Source organism: Caulobacter sp. RHG1 (genome assembly GCF_013181195.1).
Lineage (GTDB): Bacteria > Pseudomonadota > Alphaproteobacteria > Caulobacterales > Caulobacteraceae > Caulobacter.
Genome location: NZ_SMZP01000005.1, coordinates 456,316 through 472,886, shown reverse-complemented (window position 1 = coordinate 472,886; position 16,571 = coordinate 456,316). Strand labels below are relative to the sequence as shown.

Sequence of the window (16,571 nt, the reverse complement as noted above, 5' to 3'; positions counted from 1 at the left end):
CCACCCACCGCCAGGCCCGCCAAGGCACCGCCCGTGGCCAGCACGCCGCCGGCGGCCGCGGCGCTGCCGACCGCGGCGCCAGCCGAGAGCTGCGGCCCGCCCGAGACCAGGCCGCTGGCGATGCCCGGCGCGAAGAGGCCAAGGCCCAGCAGGCAGAGCGAGGCGAGGACCACGCCCAGCGCCTCCTCGATCGTCGGCTCGCTTCCGGCGAACCCGGCGGTGAACTGGGAGAAGAGCGTCGAGCCGATGCCGATGACCACGGCCAGCACCATGACCTTCACGCCCGAGGCCACGACATTGCCCAGCACCCGCTCGGCCAGGAACGCGGTCTTGCCGAAGAGGCCCCAGGGCATCAGCACGAAGCCGCACAGCGTCGTCAGCTTGAACTCGATCAGCGTCACGAAGAGCTGCACGGCCAGGATGAAAAAGCTCAAGACCACGATCAGCCAGGCGATCAGCAGCACTGCGATCTGGATGAAGTTCTCGAAGAAGGCGACATAGCCCATCAGTCCCGAGATGCTCTCCAGCAGCGGGCGGCCCGCATCGATGCCGGCTTGGCCCACGCGGCCTGGACGCAGCAGATCGTCGACCGAGAAGCTCGTCCCCGACGCCTTCAGGCCAAGGCCCGCGAAACTCTCGAAGATGATGCGCGCCAGGATGTTCCAGTTGCCGATCAGGTAGGCGAAGGCGCCGATGAACAAGGTCTTGCGGATCAGGCGCGCGACGACGTCTTCGCCTTCGCCGAGGCTCCAGAACAGCGCCGCCAGGGTGACGTCGATGACGATCAGAGTGGTGGCGATGAACGCCACTTCCCCGCCTAGCAGGCCGAATCCTGTGTCGATATAGGCGGTGAAGACGCCCAGGAACCTGTCGACGACGCCGGGCCCTTCCATCTCAGCGGCCCGCCTCGGACTTGCCCAGGAAGCGGTTGCGCGCGGCGTCCCAGGCCCGCAGGCAATCGGGGTCCTGGGCGCCGGCCGCCCCGAGCGCCTGGCAGCGGGCCAGACGGGCATCGACGGGTGTGGCGGTCTGGACAGCCGGGCGCGGGTTTGGCGCCGGGGGCGCAGGGTGGCGCGCCTGAAGCGCGGCCACCAGGATCGCCAGCAGCGCGAAACCCGCCGCCGCCAGCCGGAAGCCCAGGCGCGCGCTCATGGCTGGTTGAACATCTTGGCCGAGCCGGGCTGGTAGCCGGCGCCGGGCGTCAGGAAGCGGCGCAGTTGCTCGCGGGCTTGGTCCTGGGCGGCCGCCCGCTGGGCCGCCTCCAGGGTCTGGGCGCGCCCCTGCGCGGCGAGGAGGACCAGGAGGTCAGACAACTGCTGGGATTGCAGGGCCAGGAGTTGGTTGCCCGCCTGCGCCGCCTGCAGCGCCCCGCTGGCCGATTGGCTGGAGGTGACGAGTTGGTCCAGCGACGTGCGAGAGGCGTGGAGGTTGCCGACCACCCCAGCCTGGACCTTCAGGGCGTCCTGGAAGGCGGCGACGCTGTTGGTCCAGCGCGCCTTGGCGTCGGAGACGAGCGCCTGCCCGCTGGTCGATGTCGCCGCCGGCCGGTAGGCGCCGGCGAAGGCCGCGTCGATGTCGGCCACGCGCATCGCCACGCCCTTGGCCTGCTCGACCAGCGCGCGGGTCTGGGCCAGTTGCGACTGCAAGGTCTGCAGGGTCGAGAACGGCAGGGCCTGCAGGTTGCGCGCTTCGTTGACCAGCGACTGGGCTTGGTTCTGCAGGGCGGTGATCTGGTGGTTGATCTGCTCGAGCGACCGGCTCGCGGTCAGCAGGTTCTGGGCGTAGTTGGTCGGGTCGAAGACCGTGAACTGGGCGTGGGCCGCCGTCGCGGCGGCTGCGAAGACAAGGGCGGCGGTCGCCAGCAGGCGCCGCCGCGTCGGGCGCGGGGTCATCTCAAGGCTCCAGGTCGAGGGTGGGCAGGAGGTCGGCGGCCCAGGGCAATCCGCGCACGCGTAGCCAGGCGTCGGCGAAGTCGCCGGGCGCTGCGGCCAGCACCGCGTCGATGGCGGCCTGGTCGGCCTTGGACGAGGCGCCGGCGAAGACCAGGGCGACTTCGCCGAGGGCCAGGTCGAAGAGCCGGTCGCCGGCCGGGGATTGGACGTAGTAGTCGCGCTTGGGCGTGGCCCGGGCGATGATCTCGACTTGGCGCGCGTTGAGCCCGAACCCCGCATAGATCGCCGTGATCTGCGGTTCGAGGGCCCGGGCGTTGGGCAGGAAGAGGCGCGTGGGGCAGCTTTCGATGATCGCCGGCGCGATCGGGCTGTCCTTGATGTCGGCCAGGGACTGGGTGGCGAACACGACCGCCGCGTTTTTCTTGCGCAGGGTCTTCAGCCACTCGCGCACCTGGCCGGCGAACTGGGGATCGTCCAGCGCCAGCCACCCTTCGTCGACGAGGACCAGGGTGGGACGGCCGTCTAGCTGGCCTTCGATGCGATGGAAGAGGTAGGCCAGCACCGCGCCGGCCCCTGGTGCGCCGATCAGACCCTCGGTCTCGAAGGCTTCGATGCTGGCCGTCGCCAAGGTCTCGTGCTCGGCGTCCAGCAGCCGGCCCGCGGGACCGCCGACGGCATAGGGCTGCAGGGCCTGCTTGAGGACCCCGTCCTGCAGCAGCGCGATCAGGCCGCTGATCGTGCGCTGGTCGATGGGAGCCGACGCCAGGGCGTCGAGCGCCGACCAGAGCCGGGCCTTCCGCTCCGGCGTGGCCTGGGCGCCTTCGCGGACGAGCAGCGCCAGGAGCCAGTCGGCCGCCCAGGCCCGCTCGGCCGGGTCGTCGATCCCCGCCAGCGGCTGCAGCGACGGCGCGCCAGCGCCACCGAGGTCGTGGAAGGTCCCGCCCATAGCCAGGGTGGCCGCCCGGATCGAGCCGCCGAAGTCGAAAGCGAAGATCTGCGCCCCGGCATAGCGCCGGAACGACAGGGCCATCATCGCCAGGAGCACCGACTTGCCCGCGCCGGTCGGCCCGACCACGAGCGCGTGGCCGACGTCACCGACGTGGAGCGACAGCCGAAACGGCGTGGACCCGGCCGTCCGCGCGTGCAGCAGCGGCCCGGCCCCCAGATGCGCGTCGCCTTCCGGGCCGGCCCAGACGGCCGACAGCGGCATCATGTGCGCCAGGTTCACCGTCGAGACCGGCGGCTGGCGGACATTGGCGTAGACCTGGCCCGGCAGCGTGCCGAGCCAGGCCTCCACCGCGTTCAGCGTCTCGGTGATGACCGTGAAGTCGCGGCCCTGAATGGTCTTCTCGACTAGCCGGAGCTTCTCGGCCGCCGCGCGCGGGTCGGTGTCCCAGACCACCACGCTGGCGGTAACGAAGGCCTGGGCGACTTCGTCGGCCCCCAGGTCCTGGAGCGCAGCGTCGGCGTCGGCCGCCTTGTTGGCCGCATCGGAGTCCACGAGGCTGGCGGCCTCGTTGGTCATCACCTCCTTGAGGATCGCCCCGATCGACTTGCGCTTGGCGAACCACTGCCGGCGGATGCGGCTGAGCAGCTTGATGGCGTCGGTCTTGTCGAGCATCAGCGCCCGGGTCGACCAGCGGTAGGGAAAGGCCAGGCGGTTGAGGTCGTCGAGGATTCCGGGGAAGGTGGCGGTCGGAAAGCCGACCACGGTGAGCACCCGCAGGTGCTGGTCGCCCAGGCGCGGCTCTAGCCCGCCGGTCAGCGGCCCGGTCGCCAGGAGCGCATCCAGGTGCATCGGCGTCTCGGGGACCCGGACGGCTTGGCGCGTGGTGGTCGCCGCCCCGTGCAGGAACGCGAGCGTCTCGGCGTCGCCCAGCCAGGCGGCCTCGGGCATGAAGCCCTCGACCAACTGCAGCACGCGATCGGTGCGCTGGACGAAACTATGGGTCTGCTCCCACGCATCCAGGCCGTCCTGTGCCCGGCCCTCGATCATCAGGCCGCTGACGCGTCGGGCGTCCTCGGCGGGCGGGCGCCAGACGAAGGTCAGGAAGTAGCGGCTCTCGAAGTGGGCGCCGGCCTCGGCGAACTGCTCGCGTCGCTCCAGGTCGACCAAGGCAGACGCCGGGTCGGGGAAGCGGTCGGCGCCGTAGCTGGCGGCGGGATCACGCCGAGCCTCGACGAACAGCGCCCATCCCGAACCCAGCCGGCGCAGGGCGTTGTTGAGGCGGGCGGTGACCGCCACCAGCTCGGCCGGCGTGGCGCTGTCGAGGTCGGGGCCCCGGAAGCGAGCGGTCCGCTGTAGGCAACCGTCCTTGTTGAGGACGACGCCCGGGGCGACCAGCGCCGCCCACGGCAGGAAGTCGGCCAGGTAAGGGGTCGGGTCGGCATAGGGCTTGAGCGACAGCATCGCGCTCAGGCCCGCAGGTAGGGCGGATAGCGCAGGTGGCGGCGGCCGACCTCGACGAATTGCGGATCAAAGCGCGCGGCCCATACCGCCAGGGCGTGGCCGACCAGCCAGAGGGCGAGGCCGACGAGCCAGAGCCGTAGGCCAAGGCCTACGGCTGCGGCCAGCGTGCCGTTGGCGATGGCCACCGTGCGCGGCGCCCCGCCCAGCAGCATCGGCTCGACCAGGGCGCGGTGAACCACGGCGAAATAGCCGGGCGGCAGGTCCTGGCCGCTCATGCCGGCACGCCCGGAGCGGCGGCCGCGGCGATCAGGGCGCCGCCGCCGAACGAGAAGAACGACAGGAAGAAGCTGGACGCGGCGAAGGCGATCGACAAGCCGAAGACGATCTGGATCAGTCGCCGGAAGCCGCCCGAGGTCTCGCCGAAGGCCAGCGACAGCCCCGTGACGATGATGACGATCACCGCGACGATCTTGGCCACCGGCCCTTCGATCGACTCCAGGATCGACTGCAGCGGGGCTTCCCACGGCATCGAGGAGCCGGCGGCGCGGGCGGGGAGCGCATGGAGCAGGCCCGCGGCGCTGATCAGCGCGCAGCCGATCCAGCCTGATTTGCGCCGAAGAGCGCGCACGCGCATGCGGCCCTCGGCCGCGCGAGGGGTCGTCATGATGCGTCTCCGAGAGGGATGAGGCGGTAGTCGCCGCCGACGAGGCCCTCGACGGCGACGAGGTGGGACAGACGCCGGGCGTGACCGCGGCCGGTGAGGACGGCGATCACCTCCAGGGTCTCGGCGATCAGCTCGCGCGGGACGGCCACGGCCGCCTCCTGCACGAGCTGCTCGAGGCGGCGCAGGGCGCCCAGTGGGGAGCCGGCATGGACGGTGGCGATCCCGCCCGGGTGGCCCGTGCCCCAGGCCTTGATCAGGTCGAGCGCCTCGGGGCCGCGCACCTCGCCGACCACGATCCGGTCAGGCCGCAGGCGCAGGGTCGAGCGCAGCAGCTCGGTCAGGGAGGCCACGCCGTCCTTGCTGCGCAGCGCCACGGTGTTGGCGGCGGGACAGCGCAGCTCGACGGTGTCTTCGAGGATGACGACACGCTCGTCCGCGCCCGCGAGTTCAGCCAGCAGGGCGTTGGCGAGGGTGGTCTTGCCGCTGGCGGTCGCACCTGCCACCAGGATGTTGCGGCGCTCGGCGACCGCGCCGGCCAAGGCCTTTGCTTGCACCGCGCTCATCACGCCTTGGGCGACGTAGTCGGCCAGGGTCACCGCCCGGATCGCCGGCTTGCGGATGGAGAAGGCCGGTCCGGAGACCACCGGCGGCAGCAGGCCCTCGAAGCGCTCGCCCGCTTGCGGCAGCTCCGCCGAGACCCGGGGACTGCGGGCGTGGGCCTCGCCGTCGACATGGTGGGCGACGAGCCGGATGATCCGCTCGCCCTCCGCCGCGCCCAGCACCAGGCCGGTGTCGGCCAGGCCCGCGCCGAGGCGGTCGATCCAGAGCCGACCGTCCGGATTGAGCATCACCTCGACGACATCGTCCTGGGCCAGCCACGCCCGCACGTCGGGGCCCAAGGCCGTGGCCAGCATGCGGCCAGCACGGTCGCGGGCGTCGTTGGCGGAAGGGAGCGCCGACATGGTCGGGAGCCTCGATCAGGCCCGGCGGACCGGGCGGGAGACTCCCTAGACAGGACCGAAATTGTCCGGGATCAACAAGTGTTTAGGGGCTGTAGGGCGCTAGGGTGCAAAGACAGGCGCTGGCGAAGACCGTGGCTTCGCCCAGGTGACCAAGGCCGAAGTTCGAGCAGTGTGGCGGAGCGTTGTCGGCCATGGATTCAAGCATCGTCGGAAATAACCGCCTCGGTCGCGGCGATCTCCTGCGGCAGGGTCTTGCCCTTGGCCAGCCTCCGCCCAAGGCTGGTCAGGAAGTTCTGGTAGCGCTCGCGACCCTTGGCCTGCTGGGCCGGCAAGGCCGCTTCGGGCAGCGCCAGGGTATTGGCCAGCCAGAAGCGGACAAAAAGGCCGAGGGCTTCGAGGATGATCCCGGCCACCTGCTCGATGCGGTCAGCCTGGCGCGAGAGCCGGTCCAGGCGCCGGCTGAGCGCGGCCTCCAACTGTTCGGCCCCGTCGGGCGACAGGAAGCTCTCCAAGGCCGCCTCGACGACCAGGGCCTGGGAGAGGCGACGGCGCAGGGCGTACTCGGCCAGGCGCGCGCCCAGGGCCGGCGGCAGCCGGAAGGTGTGCTTGATCCGCATCGCTAGAGCTCCATGCCGTCGTCGGGATCCATCGCCACCTGATGGGCCGCGCCCGCCAGCCGCCGGTCGGTCCGCCGGGCCTCGAGCGCGGCGAGCGCGTCGGCCGGGCCGTCGTCGAAGTCGAACTCATCGGATGGAGGCTGCGGTTCGACCGGGTCCAGAACGGGCACGAGCGCCCGGGCCTCCGGGCCTTCGCCGTCTTGGCCGCGCGGCGTGGGGACGGGCGGCGGCGCCATCTCGAGCGCCGGCCGGCCCAACCAGCCATTAGCCGCGGCCGCGGCGAACCGGCCAGGATTGGGCGGGGCCAGGATTCTGTGCGCCAGCCGCAGATCCTTGAAGTAGCGGGCCTTGCGCGCGCGGATGGGCGCGACGCCGGCCAGCATCACGATCTCCTCGTCGGCGGGCAACTGCATGATCTCACCGGGTGTCAACAGGGCCCTGGGCGATTCCGCCTTGGAGACCATGAGGTGGCCGAGCCAGGGGGAGAGCCGATGGCCCGCGTAGTTGCGCATAGCGCGCTCCTCGGTGGCCGTGCCCAGGGCCTCCGAGATGCGCTTGGCCGTCCGCTCGTCGTTGGCCGCGAAGCAGACCCGGACGTGGCAGTTGTCGAGGATGGCGTTGTTGGGCCCGTAGGCGCGCTCGATCTGGTTCAGCGATTGAGTGATCAGGAAGGCCCGCACCCCATAGCCGGCCATGAACGCCAGGGTGCTCTCCAGGAAGTCGAGCCGACCTAGCACCGGCAATTCGTCGAGCATCAAGAGGAGCTTCTGGCGCGTCCCGACGCCGTCCAGGCTCTCGGTCAGCCGTCGGACGATCTGGTTGAGGATCAATCGGATCAGCGGCCGCGTGCGGCTGACGTCCGACGGCGGCACCACCAGGTAGAGGCTGCAGGGCTTGTCGACCAAGTCGGTGATACGCCAGTCGCAGCGGGCCGTCACTGCGGCGACCACCGGGTCGCGGTAGAGCCCCAGGAAGGTCATCGCAGTGCTGAGTACGCCCGAGCGTTCGTTGTCGCTCTTGTTCAGGAGTTCTCGCGCTGCGCTGGCGACGACCGGGTGGGGGCCAGCCTCGCCGAGATGCGGCGTGCGCATCATCACCGACAGCGTCTGCTCGATGGACCGGCACGGGTCCGACAGGAAGGTCCCCACGCCGGCCAGGGTCTTGTCCGGCTCGGCGTAGAGGACGTGCAGGATCGTGCCGACCAGAAGGGCGTGGGAGGTCTTTTCCCAATGGCTACGCTTGTCGAGGCTACCTTCCGGATCCACCAGGATGTCGGCGATGTTCTGCACATCGCGCACCTCGGTCGCACCGGGTCGCACCTCCAGAAGCGGGTTGTAGGCTGAGGACGCCGAGTTGGTCGGATCGAAGAGCAGCACCGAGCCGAGGCGCGCCCGAAACCCCGCCGTCAGCGTCCAGTTCTCGCCCTTGATGTCGTGGACGATGGTCGAGCCCGGCCAGGTGAGCAGGGTCGGGATGACCGCGCCCACGCCCTTGCCCGATCGGGTGGGCGCGAAGAAGAGCACATGCTCGGGACCAGCGTGGCGCAGATAGTCCTGGCCAAAGCGGCCCAGGACGACACCCTCGTCTTTGAGCAGCCCGACTTTGCGAACTTCCTCGTCCCTGGCCCAGCGGGCGGTGCCGAACGTCGAGGCGCGGTGGCGCTCGCGGCCGCGCCAGACCGACAGGGAGATGGCCAGGACGATGCACAGGATCGCGCCGCTCGTAGCGATGGCCGCGCCGCGAAGGAAGACCGCCGGCGCATAGGCGTCATAGACGAACCACCACCAGAAGAAGGCGGGCGGCGTGTAGATCGGCCGTCCCGCCAGCATGAACCACGGCGGACCCAGGCCCGCTTGGTAGTCCAGTGCGGAGGCGGTCCATTGCGTGGCGCACCACATCCCGCCGAGCGCGACGCCGCCAACCAGGATGGCCGTGAGCCAGAGGACCTTCGAACCCTGCATCGGACAGGATGAAGACCGGGTCGTCGCTCGTGAGCTAGGGCGTCCAGACGATCATCGTAGCTTGGCGGGGAAAGACAGGCCGTGGCGTAGACGGGCCGCTTTGACGTCCTGCCGGTAACGGGTCTAGGGATAGACGGTCGGGGAGCTTGCGGGCATGTCCAAGCGCTTGCGCCAAAACCCCAAGGGCCTTCGCACGGCTTTTCCAACTCCCCGATTTTAGCGACGCGGCGATTGGCCGATCTAGCGTCGGTTTACCGGCCTCAGGTCCGAGCAGGACGCGCTCTCTAGCGGTGATCGAGACCTCGACTACGACCGCTGCTGACGGCGCAGCTGCGCCCAGCTGACATCTCCTCTTCCTCGAGATTTGCATGTCCGGCTGACGACGACGGTCCAGACCTCCGAGCCCTCGGCTGCAGCGCTCATTTCGTCGCCGATGATGGATTGATATTTTTCATTATAAAAACAATATCTTGTGGAGATTTGCGTGCCAAATGCGTGTACGCAGGTTCGAGCACTTCGTTGCTACTAACCGCAGCAAATTGACGCGAGCCAATACTTGCCGCTTTAGGCTGTGGCTGAAACTGAAACAGAGCCAAACGGCGCATCTTGTAACGTCGGCTGGGAAGCGGTGGCGCACAAGCGACAGGGGTTCAAACTCAGTATCCGCCAACGGGCTGGGCGGCGCCATGTTTCTGAGCCCGGTCAGCGTTGGGCTGTCAGCACCGATGTGCCAATCTGTCATGGCGCTTGGTTAGGGTAGCCCATGCGCCAAGCCAATACTTCGGACACGGACTGGGGCCTGGGGCGACCTGGGGGGTGGCGGGCGACGAGCGTCTATGGCGCGGCCCACCTATCCAAGAGCCTGTTCTGGTATGGCGGCGAGGTGGTCTTCGCGTACTTTCTGACCCAGTTCGCCGGCCTTCCTCCGACCTTGATGGGCCTGGTCTTGACGGTCGGCCTGCTGTTCAGCGCGGGGATGGACCTGCTGGTTGGTTTTGGACTGCGCGCGCAGATGGCCTCACCTTCGCTTGCCGGAAGGTTGCAGATGGTCGGGGCTTTCATCGCGGCCGTCGGTCTGATCGCGTTCCTGTCGACGCCCTATGCGCCGCAGGCGGGACGCTGGATGTGGGCCCTGGTGACGGTCAGCCTGTTTCGGATTGGCTTTGCGCTTTACGACGTGCCGCAGAATGCGCTGATGAGCTTGGGTACGGCGAATCCAGCCGCCAGATCCCGTGTCGCGGCCGTACGGATCGCAGGTTCGGGCTTGGCCTCCATAGCGGTGGCGGCGCTTGTTGGGCCCATGATCGCGGCGGCTAAGCCCGGAGGCGAGGGGGCGCGGCTCGTCGTCACGGTCGGGGCGGCGGCGGCGCTCTCTGCGGTGATATCAGCGGCCGCGCTGGCGTTCGCCGTGCGTCAGGATCCGTTGACTGCGCCAATCCCTGTAAAGCTCAAAGGCGAGTCAGGCCGCTTACGCCAGCTCTGGCCCTATTTTGCGATGATGGCAGCGATGATGGCCGGCCCGCCGCTCTTTCAGAAGCTGGAGCCCTACTACGCCGACCAAGTGCTGCGTTCGCCAAGCTGGGGCGGCGCCATCATTCTTGTGGCCGCGTTTGGGGTCATGACGGGCCAGCCGGTCTGGTTGGCCATGGCGGAGCGATCGCCATCCCGAAGCACGCTGTTTCGCGTCACCGCCGTCATCCAAGCCCTGGGCGGCTTGGTCTTTCTGGCCTCGCCGGCGAGCCTTCCGCTCTTGCTGGCCTTTGCCGCCTTCTTGGTCGGTCTCGGAAACGGTGGGCTCGGTGTCGCCAAATGGGCGGCCTTCAGCGATGCGGCCAGCCGGGCGGGCGCCGGTCGGGAAGGGCTCGCCTTCGCTCTCTTCTGCGCGAGCGGAAAACTGACCCTGGCGTTCGGTGTGGTGGTCGTGGTCGCCGCCTTGGAGGCCGCACGTACGGATGTGCGCTTTCTGGCCTGGACCATGGCGTTGGGGCCGATCCTGGGGTCGGCCGCGATGGTCCTCCTCTCGTACTCCGTGGACCCGGGGCAGCGAACCGCAGGTCTAGCGCAGCGCGGCTAGGGGGCGTCATCTTTCCGGTGGGAACAAGAGGGTCAAGATGGGCACTGCGGCGGCGCCGATCACGCCGGCCGCAGAGCCAAGCCGCGAGACGCGTAGCGGCGGAATAGGCAGGTCGTCCATGGGGCGAAGCACCGACTCAAAGCTCGCATGGGCCGCAATCTGATCAAGCACATTGGCCGGCAGACGTCCGGCCAGCAGCACGGCCTCAGGCCCGAAGAAGCGGGATACGAGCGCCAACGGGGCTGAAAGCTGATCGGCGGCGCGCCGCGCCCAGCGCTCGATGATTGGTTCGGCTTCCTGCGGCGGGTGCTCAAGCCAATCAAAGTCCAAGGCCGGGAAGCCCGCAGCCCGAAGGGTTTCCAGCAGGTCGAGCGCCGAGGGTCTGGGCGAGCCGTACGGGTAGTACTGGCCAAGGATGCCGGCGTTGCCCAAAGCGCCGCGATAGGGCGCGCCGTCAATGATCAGACCGCCCCCCACGCCGTGGCCAAGGTGGACGAGCATCAGGGTGCGGTAAGGGGCGCCGACGCCCAGGAGTCGCTCGCCGATGGCCGAAGATCGGCCGTCGTTCTCAACGATGACGCTCGTCCCCAGGGCCTGTGAAAACCTCTCGGCAAGGCCCGGCCCGGCGAGGTCGGGGAAGAGGCTGTGCGGCAGCGCGTTGCCATCGACGTCGAAGTCGGCGGGTAGGGCGACGCCCACGCCGATCTGTCGCGACTTGGCCAAGCGATGCCGCGCGGTAAGCGCGGCGATCGCCACCGTCGCGCCTTCGCTGATCGCCGCCACGGTCGGCGCGTTGATGGAGAACCGCGACTGGCCGACCAGCTTGCCAGCGAAATCAACGATCCCGACCTCGCCGAAGGTCTGCGAGAAGCTGACGCCGATCGCATAGCCGGCGGCCCGGTTGAGCGCCAGGGGACGGGAGGGTTGGCCTCGCTTGCCGCGTTCCGGCGCTAGTTCGATCAGCAGGCCACGGGCGATCAGTTCGTCGGCGATGTTGGTCACCGTGGGTCTTGAGAAACCGGTCGTCTGAGCCACACGGGCCCGAGACTGCGGACCATTGCGCCACAGCAGGTCAAGTAGCATTCGCGCGCCGGGCGCAAGTCGGGTCAGGGATTTCACCATGCGCAAACCCTAGGGGGTAGGAGGTGAGCGCGCAACGACCGCAAATGATATGTTAGCAAACTAAACAAAATTGTCATCGATCTCGGGTACCAAGCAGCCGACGCGTCGTTCGGCGCTGCCAGGGGGCACCTTTCTGATGACTGTGATGATGCGCAAGGGCCTGATGGCCACGACGGCCCTGGTGGGGCTTTTCATGGGCGGGGCCGCGATGGCCCAATCGGCGGATCAGGCGTTAGCCGTACAGCTCGAGGAGGTGGTCGTCACGGGGCGCAGCGCCGTGGACACGCCCGTCGAGCGGATCAAGGCGGCCGCGCCCGTGATCGTCGACGCCATTACCGCCGAGGAGATCGACAAGACCGCCGATCTGTCGCTGCCGGAGCTGCTGGAACGCCTACCCAGCGTCAATTCGACCGGGTTCTACGGTTCCAGCGAGGCGGGTTACGCCAACATCCGGGGCTTTGACTCGCGCTACAACAGCCTGGACGTCGATGGGAACCCCATCCTGTTCAGCAGCCAGAACAATCGCGGCGCCCAATCCGGCATGTTCCCGGCGGCGATCGTCAAGGAAGCCGCCGTCTACAAGACGCTGACGCCGGACATGGACGCCAATTCGATCGGCGGCCACATCTCGCTGCGCACGCTGCGCGCGTTCGACGGCGGTACCAAGTCGTACCTGAAGGCCACCTACCGGGTCGGCCTGCCCGAGCATCGCAGCGGCGTCTTCGACGGCGCCAGCAACCAGTTTGCCGCCGCCGGCAAGTTCACCTTTGGCCCAGAGCGCCAGTACGGCTTCGTCTTCGGCTTCAACCGTCAGCGCACCGCCGACTACGATGATTTCGGCTCGGTGCTGGGCTACGCTCAGGTGGCCGGTCCCGACGGGGTCACGCGCGATCAGGTCAACAGCAACGTCTTCGCCGACAGCCGCTACGACAAGACTGTCCGCAACACCGCCGCGTTCGCCAAGCTGGAGATGCGTCGCGAGGACGCGCTCTACGCCTTCCTCTCGGCCAATATCTTCGACGAACAGCGCGACATGTACCAGCAGCGCGCCGGGGCGTTCATCGCCAACACCGGGGGGAGGACGGTCTCTCAGACGGGCAAGGGTCAGGCCACCTTCACCAACGCCCAGGGCCAGATTCGCGAATTCGACTATGACATGCAGCGCAACGCCAAGGTGGTGGGCGCGGGTCTGGACTATCGGGTGATGGCGCGCGGCTCGATCTCGCTGCGCGGCAACTACACCGCCTATGGCAACGACACCCTGACGCGAAATCTCGGCAACGGCTTCCGGCTGGCGTCGTTCAACGGCGCCTATGACATCAACGGCGACGCGCCGGTCATTCGGCCGTCCGACACGGCGCTCTACGACAACAGCGCCAACTGGGTGTTCTCGAGCGCGGCGACGGGCACCTACCAGCGCGTCCAGCCGCTGCGCGACAAGATCGCCACGCTAGGCGGGGTGTTCAACTACAACAACCAGCCCGACAGCCGTGGCCTGGGGGTCTCGAGCGGCCTGAGCTGGGTGCGCCTAGACCGCACCTTCGATCAGAACCTGACCAACTATACGCTAAACAAGGGCGTCACCCTGAACCTGTCGCAGGTCACGCCGGCCGGTGCGACCATGGCCGGCAACCGCGCGGCCCACGACAGCTATGACGCCTTCTGGGCCTTCATGGCCAATCCCGCCAACGCGGCTCAAACCTTCGATGCGTCCGCGACCGCCGACTACGCCCTGCGCGAGGACGTCCTAGCCCTGCACGGCGCGGCCTACTACGCGGTCGGCGACGTGCGGCTGATGGCCGGCCTGCGCTATGAGCGGACCAGCGACGCCACAGACACCAGCCAACTGGTGGCCGGCGTGATCAAGCCCCAGAGCCGCGAACATGACTACGATAACTGGCTGCCCAGCCTGCATCTGACCTATGAGCCGCTGGCGCGCCTGAAGGTGCGTGCGGCCGTCTCCAAGACCATCGGCAGGCCCGACTTCCAGGACTTCGCACCCGGCACCACCACCACCTTCGACGCCAGCGGCGTACCGCTGGTCCGGGGCAGCAACCCCACCCTGGGGCCGCGCGTCTCGACCAACTATGACGCCAGCCTGGAATACTATCTGGATGACGGCCTGCTGGCCGTGGCCGTGTTCCGCAAGGATATCGACGGCGAGACCTTCAGTCAGCGGTCGGTCGTCACCGACGCCTCCGGCCAGATCGTCCAGATCAACACGATCCCGCTCAACACCGGCGCGGCCGAGGTCACCGGCCTGGAGTTCACGGCCGCCAAGCGCCGCCTGGACATGCTGCCTGCGCCGTTCGACCGCTTGGGGATCAGCGCCAACTACACCCGCCTGCAAGGCGAGTGGAACGTGGTGTTCAGCGACGGCTCCACCCGCTCGGTCGGCGGCCTGCGCGGCCAGCCGCGCTGGCTGGCCAATCTGGCGCTCAGCTATGACGCCGGGCCGCTGGACCTGCGGCTGAGCTACAAGAAGCAGGGCCGCACCTTCACCGGCACGTTCGGGGCCAATGCTCTCACCGACGTCTGGATCCGGCCCTATGAGCGCCTCGACCTGCACGCCGCCCTGCGGCTGCGCCGCCAGATCCAGCTGACCTTCGACGCCAAGAACCTGGGCGACTCCTATTCGATCCAGTCCACGGGCCTGGAAGACTCGCTGTCCAACGCGCTGGGCGCTGGCCGCAGCTACTGGTTGGGTCTGAGGTTCAATTACTGAGGCCGCAGCAGTGATAAAAAATCGTTCAGATCAACAGGGTGGATCCGTAGGCGAAAATGTTACCAAGGAAATTATCATCGTCGTTCGTCGCGATCGCAATACTGGCCACTCCCGCGTTGGCCTGGGCGGCTCCGCCTATATCGACAAACATCTATATGTACGGACGGCTGATAAACACGGCCGATGTCTACGACCCTAGACATAGATGCTACACCCAGGAGGGGCAGGCGAGCGTCTCCACAAGGCTTCTTTGCGGCGCCATCAATCGTCTGATGATTACCGACTGGAATAATGCCCGGTCCTCCGACCTCGTTCCGATCCCGCATCGGGGGCTCTGGGGAGGCGCGGGTGGCAGCAAAACTACTGTGGCGGAAAACACGATGGCTGCGTTCAAGGCCGCTCTGGGCGCCGGCTATCGCGTGCTGGAAATCGACGCGGCCATGGCCGGGCCGGCCTGTCCGGACGCCTATACTGAGGTGTTCGTCGGACACTATTTCTCGATGCTGGCCGCCGGCGGAAATGTCAATGACCAGCCTTGTCAGTTCACCGCGCAGCAGCTTGGCCAGTTCAGCATGCGGTTGCGGGACGGCTCCGCGAACACGCTGCCGTCAAACGCTCTGGCCAATATCAAGGACGTGGTCAACTGGGCGAAGGCCAATCAGGTGCTGCTGATGATCGACCCGAAGGTTCCGAGTCTCTCGCCGTCATCCCAGGAGGATGATCAATATTCGAGAATAATAGGAAGGGTGCTTCAGGTCGCGAGAGAGGTTGATGCTCTCGAGAATGTGGCAATTAAAACGACGTACAATTACAATAGTTCAACAGCTTATTTCGGCCCCGTCGATTTCGAAAGTATATTTGCTGGCCGCTTCCTATGGAGTCCGATTGTTAACAAAGCGGCTTGCATGAAGAGTAAGGACCAGGGGCCGTGCACCGACAGTGACAAAGCGTCAGAAATCAGCACAGTGACCGGCGCGGCGGCGGCGTGGCGGCAAGCCACCAATGATTCCAAGCAGATCATTACCTACGAAATCCAGCTCTATAACAGCGCGCACTGGGCTTCCAACCCGTTCACCGTGCAAGGTGTTACGTACCAGGGCCTGATCGATTTCGCGGCCAGGCAAACCAGCAACTGTCCCGCCAAGTCCTGGCTCTGCAAGCGCTCGGCGATCTGGAGCATTGATCCGGCCGGCGACAAGGGCACGCTGGGCCGCGAGTACAACTGGAAATTCCTCGGCAATACGGTGGGTAAGGGAGCCTGGGAAGACGATCAGCGGGGCAATCCGTTCGTCACACTGGGCTACGCGGCGTCCTCCAATGGCACCGGCTATGGCTCACCGCTTTATGCAGCGGTGATCACTGATCGTCCCGACATGTACAGCCAGTTCCAGATCTCAGGTCCGCAGCCGTTCTCGGCGGTCAAGGCAGAGGAAAAGTGACCATGAACCATCTTATGACCAAGGCCGCGATCGCCGTGGTGCTGGTTCTGGCGCCGGCTTACGCGAGCGCCTATCCGAGCAAACTGGACACGCGGCTTTACGCTCAGAAGCAGCCCGACGACGATCTGGTTGTGGTCGACTATGAAACCTCAGGAAGTGCTGGTGAGGTATTCTATCACACTGAAGGCGGCTCCATCTATGAATTGAATGTTCACCCGAACGGGCGAGGGTCGATCAAGTTCACCATAACAAACACGGTGACGCCCGGCCTGATTGGTCAGGACGTCGTCATTGACTCTTTGGACCGGATGTTCCCGAGCAGCAGTCCAGCGGCCAAGACCAAGTGGCGGGTGGCGTTTACGGCGAACTTCATCTGGGTCGAGGCCAGGACATCGGACAGTGGCAACTTTGACCGCAGCCCTGTCTACAGCACGGTTGCTTTCTTCGGGGCGCCCGAGAAGGTCTACAGGGGGCATCTCAACAATCAAATAGGTAACAAGGTGTCCTACGGAAAGCTCAGTGACCTGATGGATGATGTAAAGAACAAATACGCGAAATGGATCAGCTATCCTTACGATAGTCCGCCAGGCCCATTTCTATATGAAGAAAGGGTGAGGGCTGCCATATTCGGGCCGGCTCTAGTTGCTGACTAGTGAGGATAATTGCTGATTTAGAGAGACAATTTCTGGAAGAAATTACCATGAC

Annotated in this window: 14 protein-coding genes; 4 read left to right on the top strand and 10 right to left on the bottom strand. The window is 67.0% G+C overall.

Annotated elements, in window-relative coordinates; translation table 11 throughout:
- The 9 genes from trbL to E1H18_RS16500 form a co-directional block, all read right to left on the bottom strand.
- Positions 1-893, bottom strand: an 893-nt coding sequence (gene trbL, locus E1H18_RS16540) for a P-type conjugative transfer protein TrbL (protein WP_172270356.1), incomplete at its 3' end; no start/stop codon positions are given.
- A gap of 1 nt (position 894) precedes the next feature.
- Entirely contained in the window at positions 895-1,152 is a 258-nt protein-coding gene (gene trbK-alt / locus E1H18_RS16535; protein ID WP_172270354.1) for a putative entry exclusion protein TrbK-alt, read from the bottom strand.
- Positions 1,149-1,892 carry a P-type conjugative transfer protein TrbJ gene (gene trbJ, locus E1H18_RS16530; RefSeq protein WP_172270352.1) on the bottom strand — a complete coding sequence of 248 codons (744 nt, stop codon included), beginning with the start codon at positions 1,890-1,892 and terminating at the stop codon, positions 1,149-1,151. Before trbJ ends, trbK-alt begins: the two co-directional genes overlap by 4 nt.
- Position 1,893: 1 nt before the next feature.
- A complete protein-coding gene (gene trbE / locus E1H18_RS16525; RefSeq protein ID WP_172270350.1) occupies positions 1,894-4,302 on the bottom strand; it encodes a conjugal transfer protein TrbE in 2,409 nt (802 codons plus the stop codon).
- A 5-nt stretch (positions 4,303-4,307) separates the two neighbouring features.
- A complete protein-coding gene (locus E1H18_RS16520; RefSeq protein WP_172270348.1) occupies positions 4,308-4,577 on the bottom strand; it encodes a VirB3 family type IV secretion system protein in 270 nt (89 codons plus the stop codon).
- Complete coding sequence (locus tag E1H18_RS16515) at positions 4,574-4,936, bottom strand: TrbC/VirB2 family protein (protein WP_206679081.1); 363 nt, start codon at positions 4,934-4,936, stop codon at positions 4,574-4,576. The genes E1H18_RS16520 and E1H18_RS16515 overlap by 4 nt, the downstream gene beginning before the upstream one ends.
- 26 nt (positions 4,937-4,962) lie before the next feature.
- Complete coding sequence (gene trbB / locus E1H18_RS16510; RefSeq protein WP_172270344.1) at positions 4,963-5,928, bottom strand: P-type conjugative transfer ATPase TrbB; 966 nt, start codon at positions 5,926-5,928, stop codon at positions 4,963-4,965.
- A gap of 197 nt (positions 5,929-6,125) precedes the next feature.
- On the bottom strand, positions 6,126-6,545 hold the full coding sequence (locus tag E1H18_RS16505) for a CopG family transcriptional regulator (RefSeq protein WP_172270342.1): 420 nt from the start codon (positions 6,543-6,545) through the stop codon (positions 6,126-6,128).
- 2 nt (positions 6,546-6,547) lie between these two features.
- Entirely contained in the window at positions 6,548-8,506 is a 1,959-nt protein-coding gene (locus E1H18_RS16500; protein WP_172270340.1) for a conjugal transfer protein TraG, read from the bottom strand.
- A gap of 763 nt (positions 8,507-9,269) precedes the next feature.
- On the opposite strand from E1H18_RS16500, the gene E1H18_RS16495 reads away from it, so the two are divergent.
- A complete protein-coding gene (locus E1H18_RS16495; RefSeq protein WP_172270338.1) occupies positions 9,270-10,580 on the top strand; it encodes an MFS transporter in 1,311 nt (436 codons plus the stop codon).
- 6 nt (positions 10,581-10,586) lie between these two features.
- Here the strand turns inward: E1H18_RS16495 and E1H18_RS16490 are convergent, their stop codons facing one another.
- The gene (locus tag E1H18_RS16490; protein WP_172270336.1) at positions 10,587-11,582 is read right to left on the bottom strand and encodes an ROK family protein; all 996 of its coding nucleotides are present in this window, start codon (positions 11,580-11,582) and stop codon (positions 10,587-10,589) included.
- Positions 11,583-11,838: 256 nt separating this feature from the next.
- On the opposite strand from E1H18_RS16490, the gene E1H18_RS16485 reads away from it, so the two are divergent.
- The 3 genes from E1H18_RS16485 (at position 11,839) to E1H18_RS16475 (ending at position 16,519) form a co-directional block, all read left to right on the top strand.
- Complete coding sequence (locus E1H18_RS16485; RefSeq protein WP_172270334.1) at positions 11,839-14,427, top strand: TonB-dependent receptor; 2,589 nt, start codon at positions 11,839-11,841, stop codon at positions 14,425-14,427.
- Positions 14,428-14,699: 272 nt separating this feature from the next.
- Positions 14,700-15,866, top strand: a complete 1,167-nt coding sequence (locus E1H18_RS16480; RefSeq protein ID WP_172270332.1) for a hypothetical protein — start codon at positions 14,700-14,702, stop codon at positions 15,864-15,866.
- A gap of 2 nt (positions 15,867-15,868) precedes the next feature.
- On the top strand, positions 15,869-16,519 hold the full coding sequence (locus tag E1H18_RS16475; protein WP_172270330.1) for a hypothetical protein: 651 nt from the start codon (positions 15,869-15,871) through the stop codon (positions 16,517-16,519).
- Positions 16,520-16,571: the final 52 nt, after the last annotated feature.

What these genes read in the sequence shown, in the direction of transcription:
- trbK-alt (WP_172270354.1), bottom strand. Translation starts at nt 1,152, where the DNA reads ATGAGCGCGCGCCTGGGCTTCCGGCTGGCGGCGGCGGGTTTCGCGCTG.
- trbJ (WP_172270352.1), bottom strand. Translation starts at nt 1,892, where the DNA reads ATGACCCCGCGCCCGACGCGGCGGCGCCTGCTGGCGACCGCCGCCCTT.
- trbE (WP_172270350.1), bottom strand. Translation starts at nt 4,302, where the DNA reads ATGCTGTCGCTCAAGCCCTATGCCGACCCGACCCCTTACCTGGCCGAC.
- E1H18_RS16520 (WP_172270348.1), bottom strand. Translation starts at nt 4,577, where the DNA reads ATGAGCGGCCAGGACCTGCCGCCCGGCTATTTCGCCGTGGTTCACCGC.
- E1H18_RS16515 (WP_206679081.1), bottom strand. Translation starts at nt 4,936, where the DNA reads ATGCGCGTGCGCGCTCTTCGGCGCAAATCAGGCTGGATCGGCTGCGCG.
- trbB (WP_172270344.1), bottom strand. Translation starts at nt 5,928, where the DNA reads ATGTCGGCGCTCCCTTCCGCCAACGACGCCCGCGACCGTGCTGGCCGC.
- E1H18_RS16505 (WP_172270342.1), bottom strand. Translation starts at nt 6,545, where the DNA reads ATGCGGATCAAGCACACCTTCCGGCTGCCGCCGGCCCTGGGCGCGCGC.
- E1H18_RS16500 (WP_172270340.1), bottom strand. Translation starts at nt 8,506, where the DNA reads ATGCAGGGTTCGAAGGTCCTCTGGCTCACGGCCATCCTGGTTGGCGGC.
- E1H18_RS16495 (WP_172270338.1), top strand. Translation starts at nt 9,270, where the DNA reads ATGCGCCAAGCCAATACTTCGGACACGGACTGGGGCCTGGGGCGACCT.
- E1H18_RS16485 (WP_172270334.1), top strand. Translation starts at nt 11,839, where the DNA reads ATGACTGTGATGATGCGCAAGGGCCTGATGGCCACGACGGCCCTGGTG.
- E1H18_RS16480 (WP_172270332.1), top strand. Translation starts at nt 14,700, where the DNA reads ATGATTACCGACTGGAATAATGCCCGGTCCTCCGACCTCGTTCCGATC.
- E1H18_RS16475 (WP_172270330.1), top strand. Translation starts at nt 15,869, where the DNA reads ATGAACCATCTTATGACCAAGGCCGCGATCGCCGTGGTGCTGGTTCTG.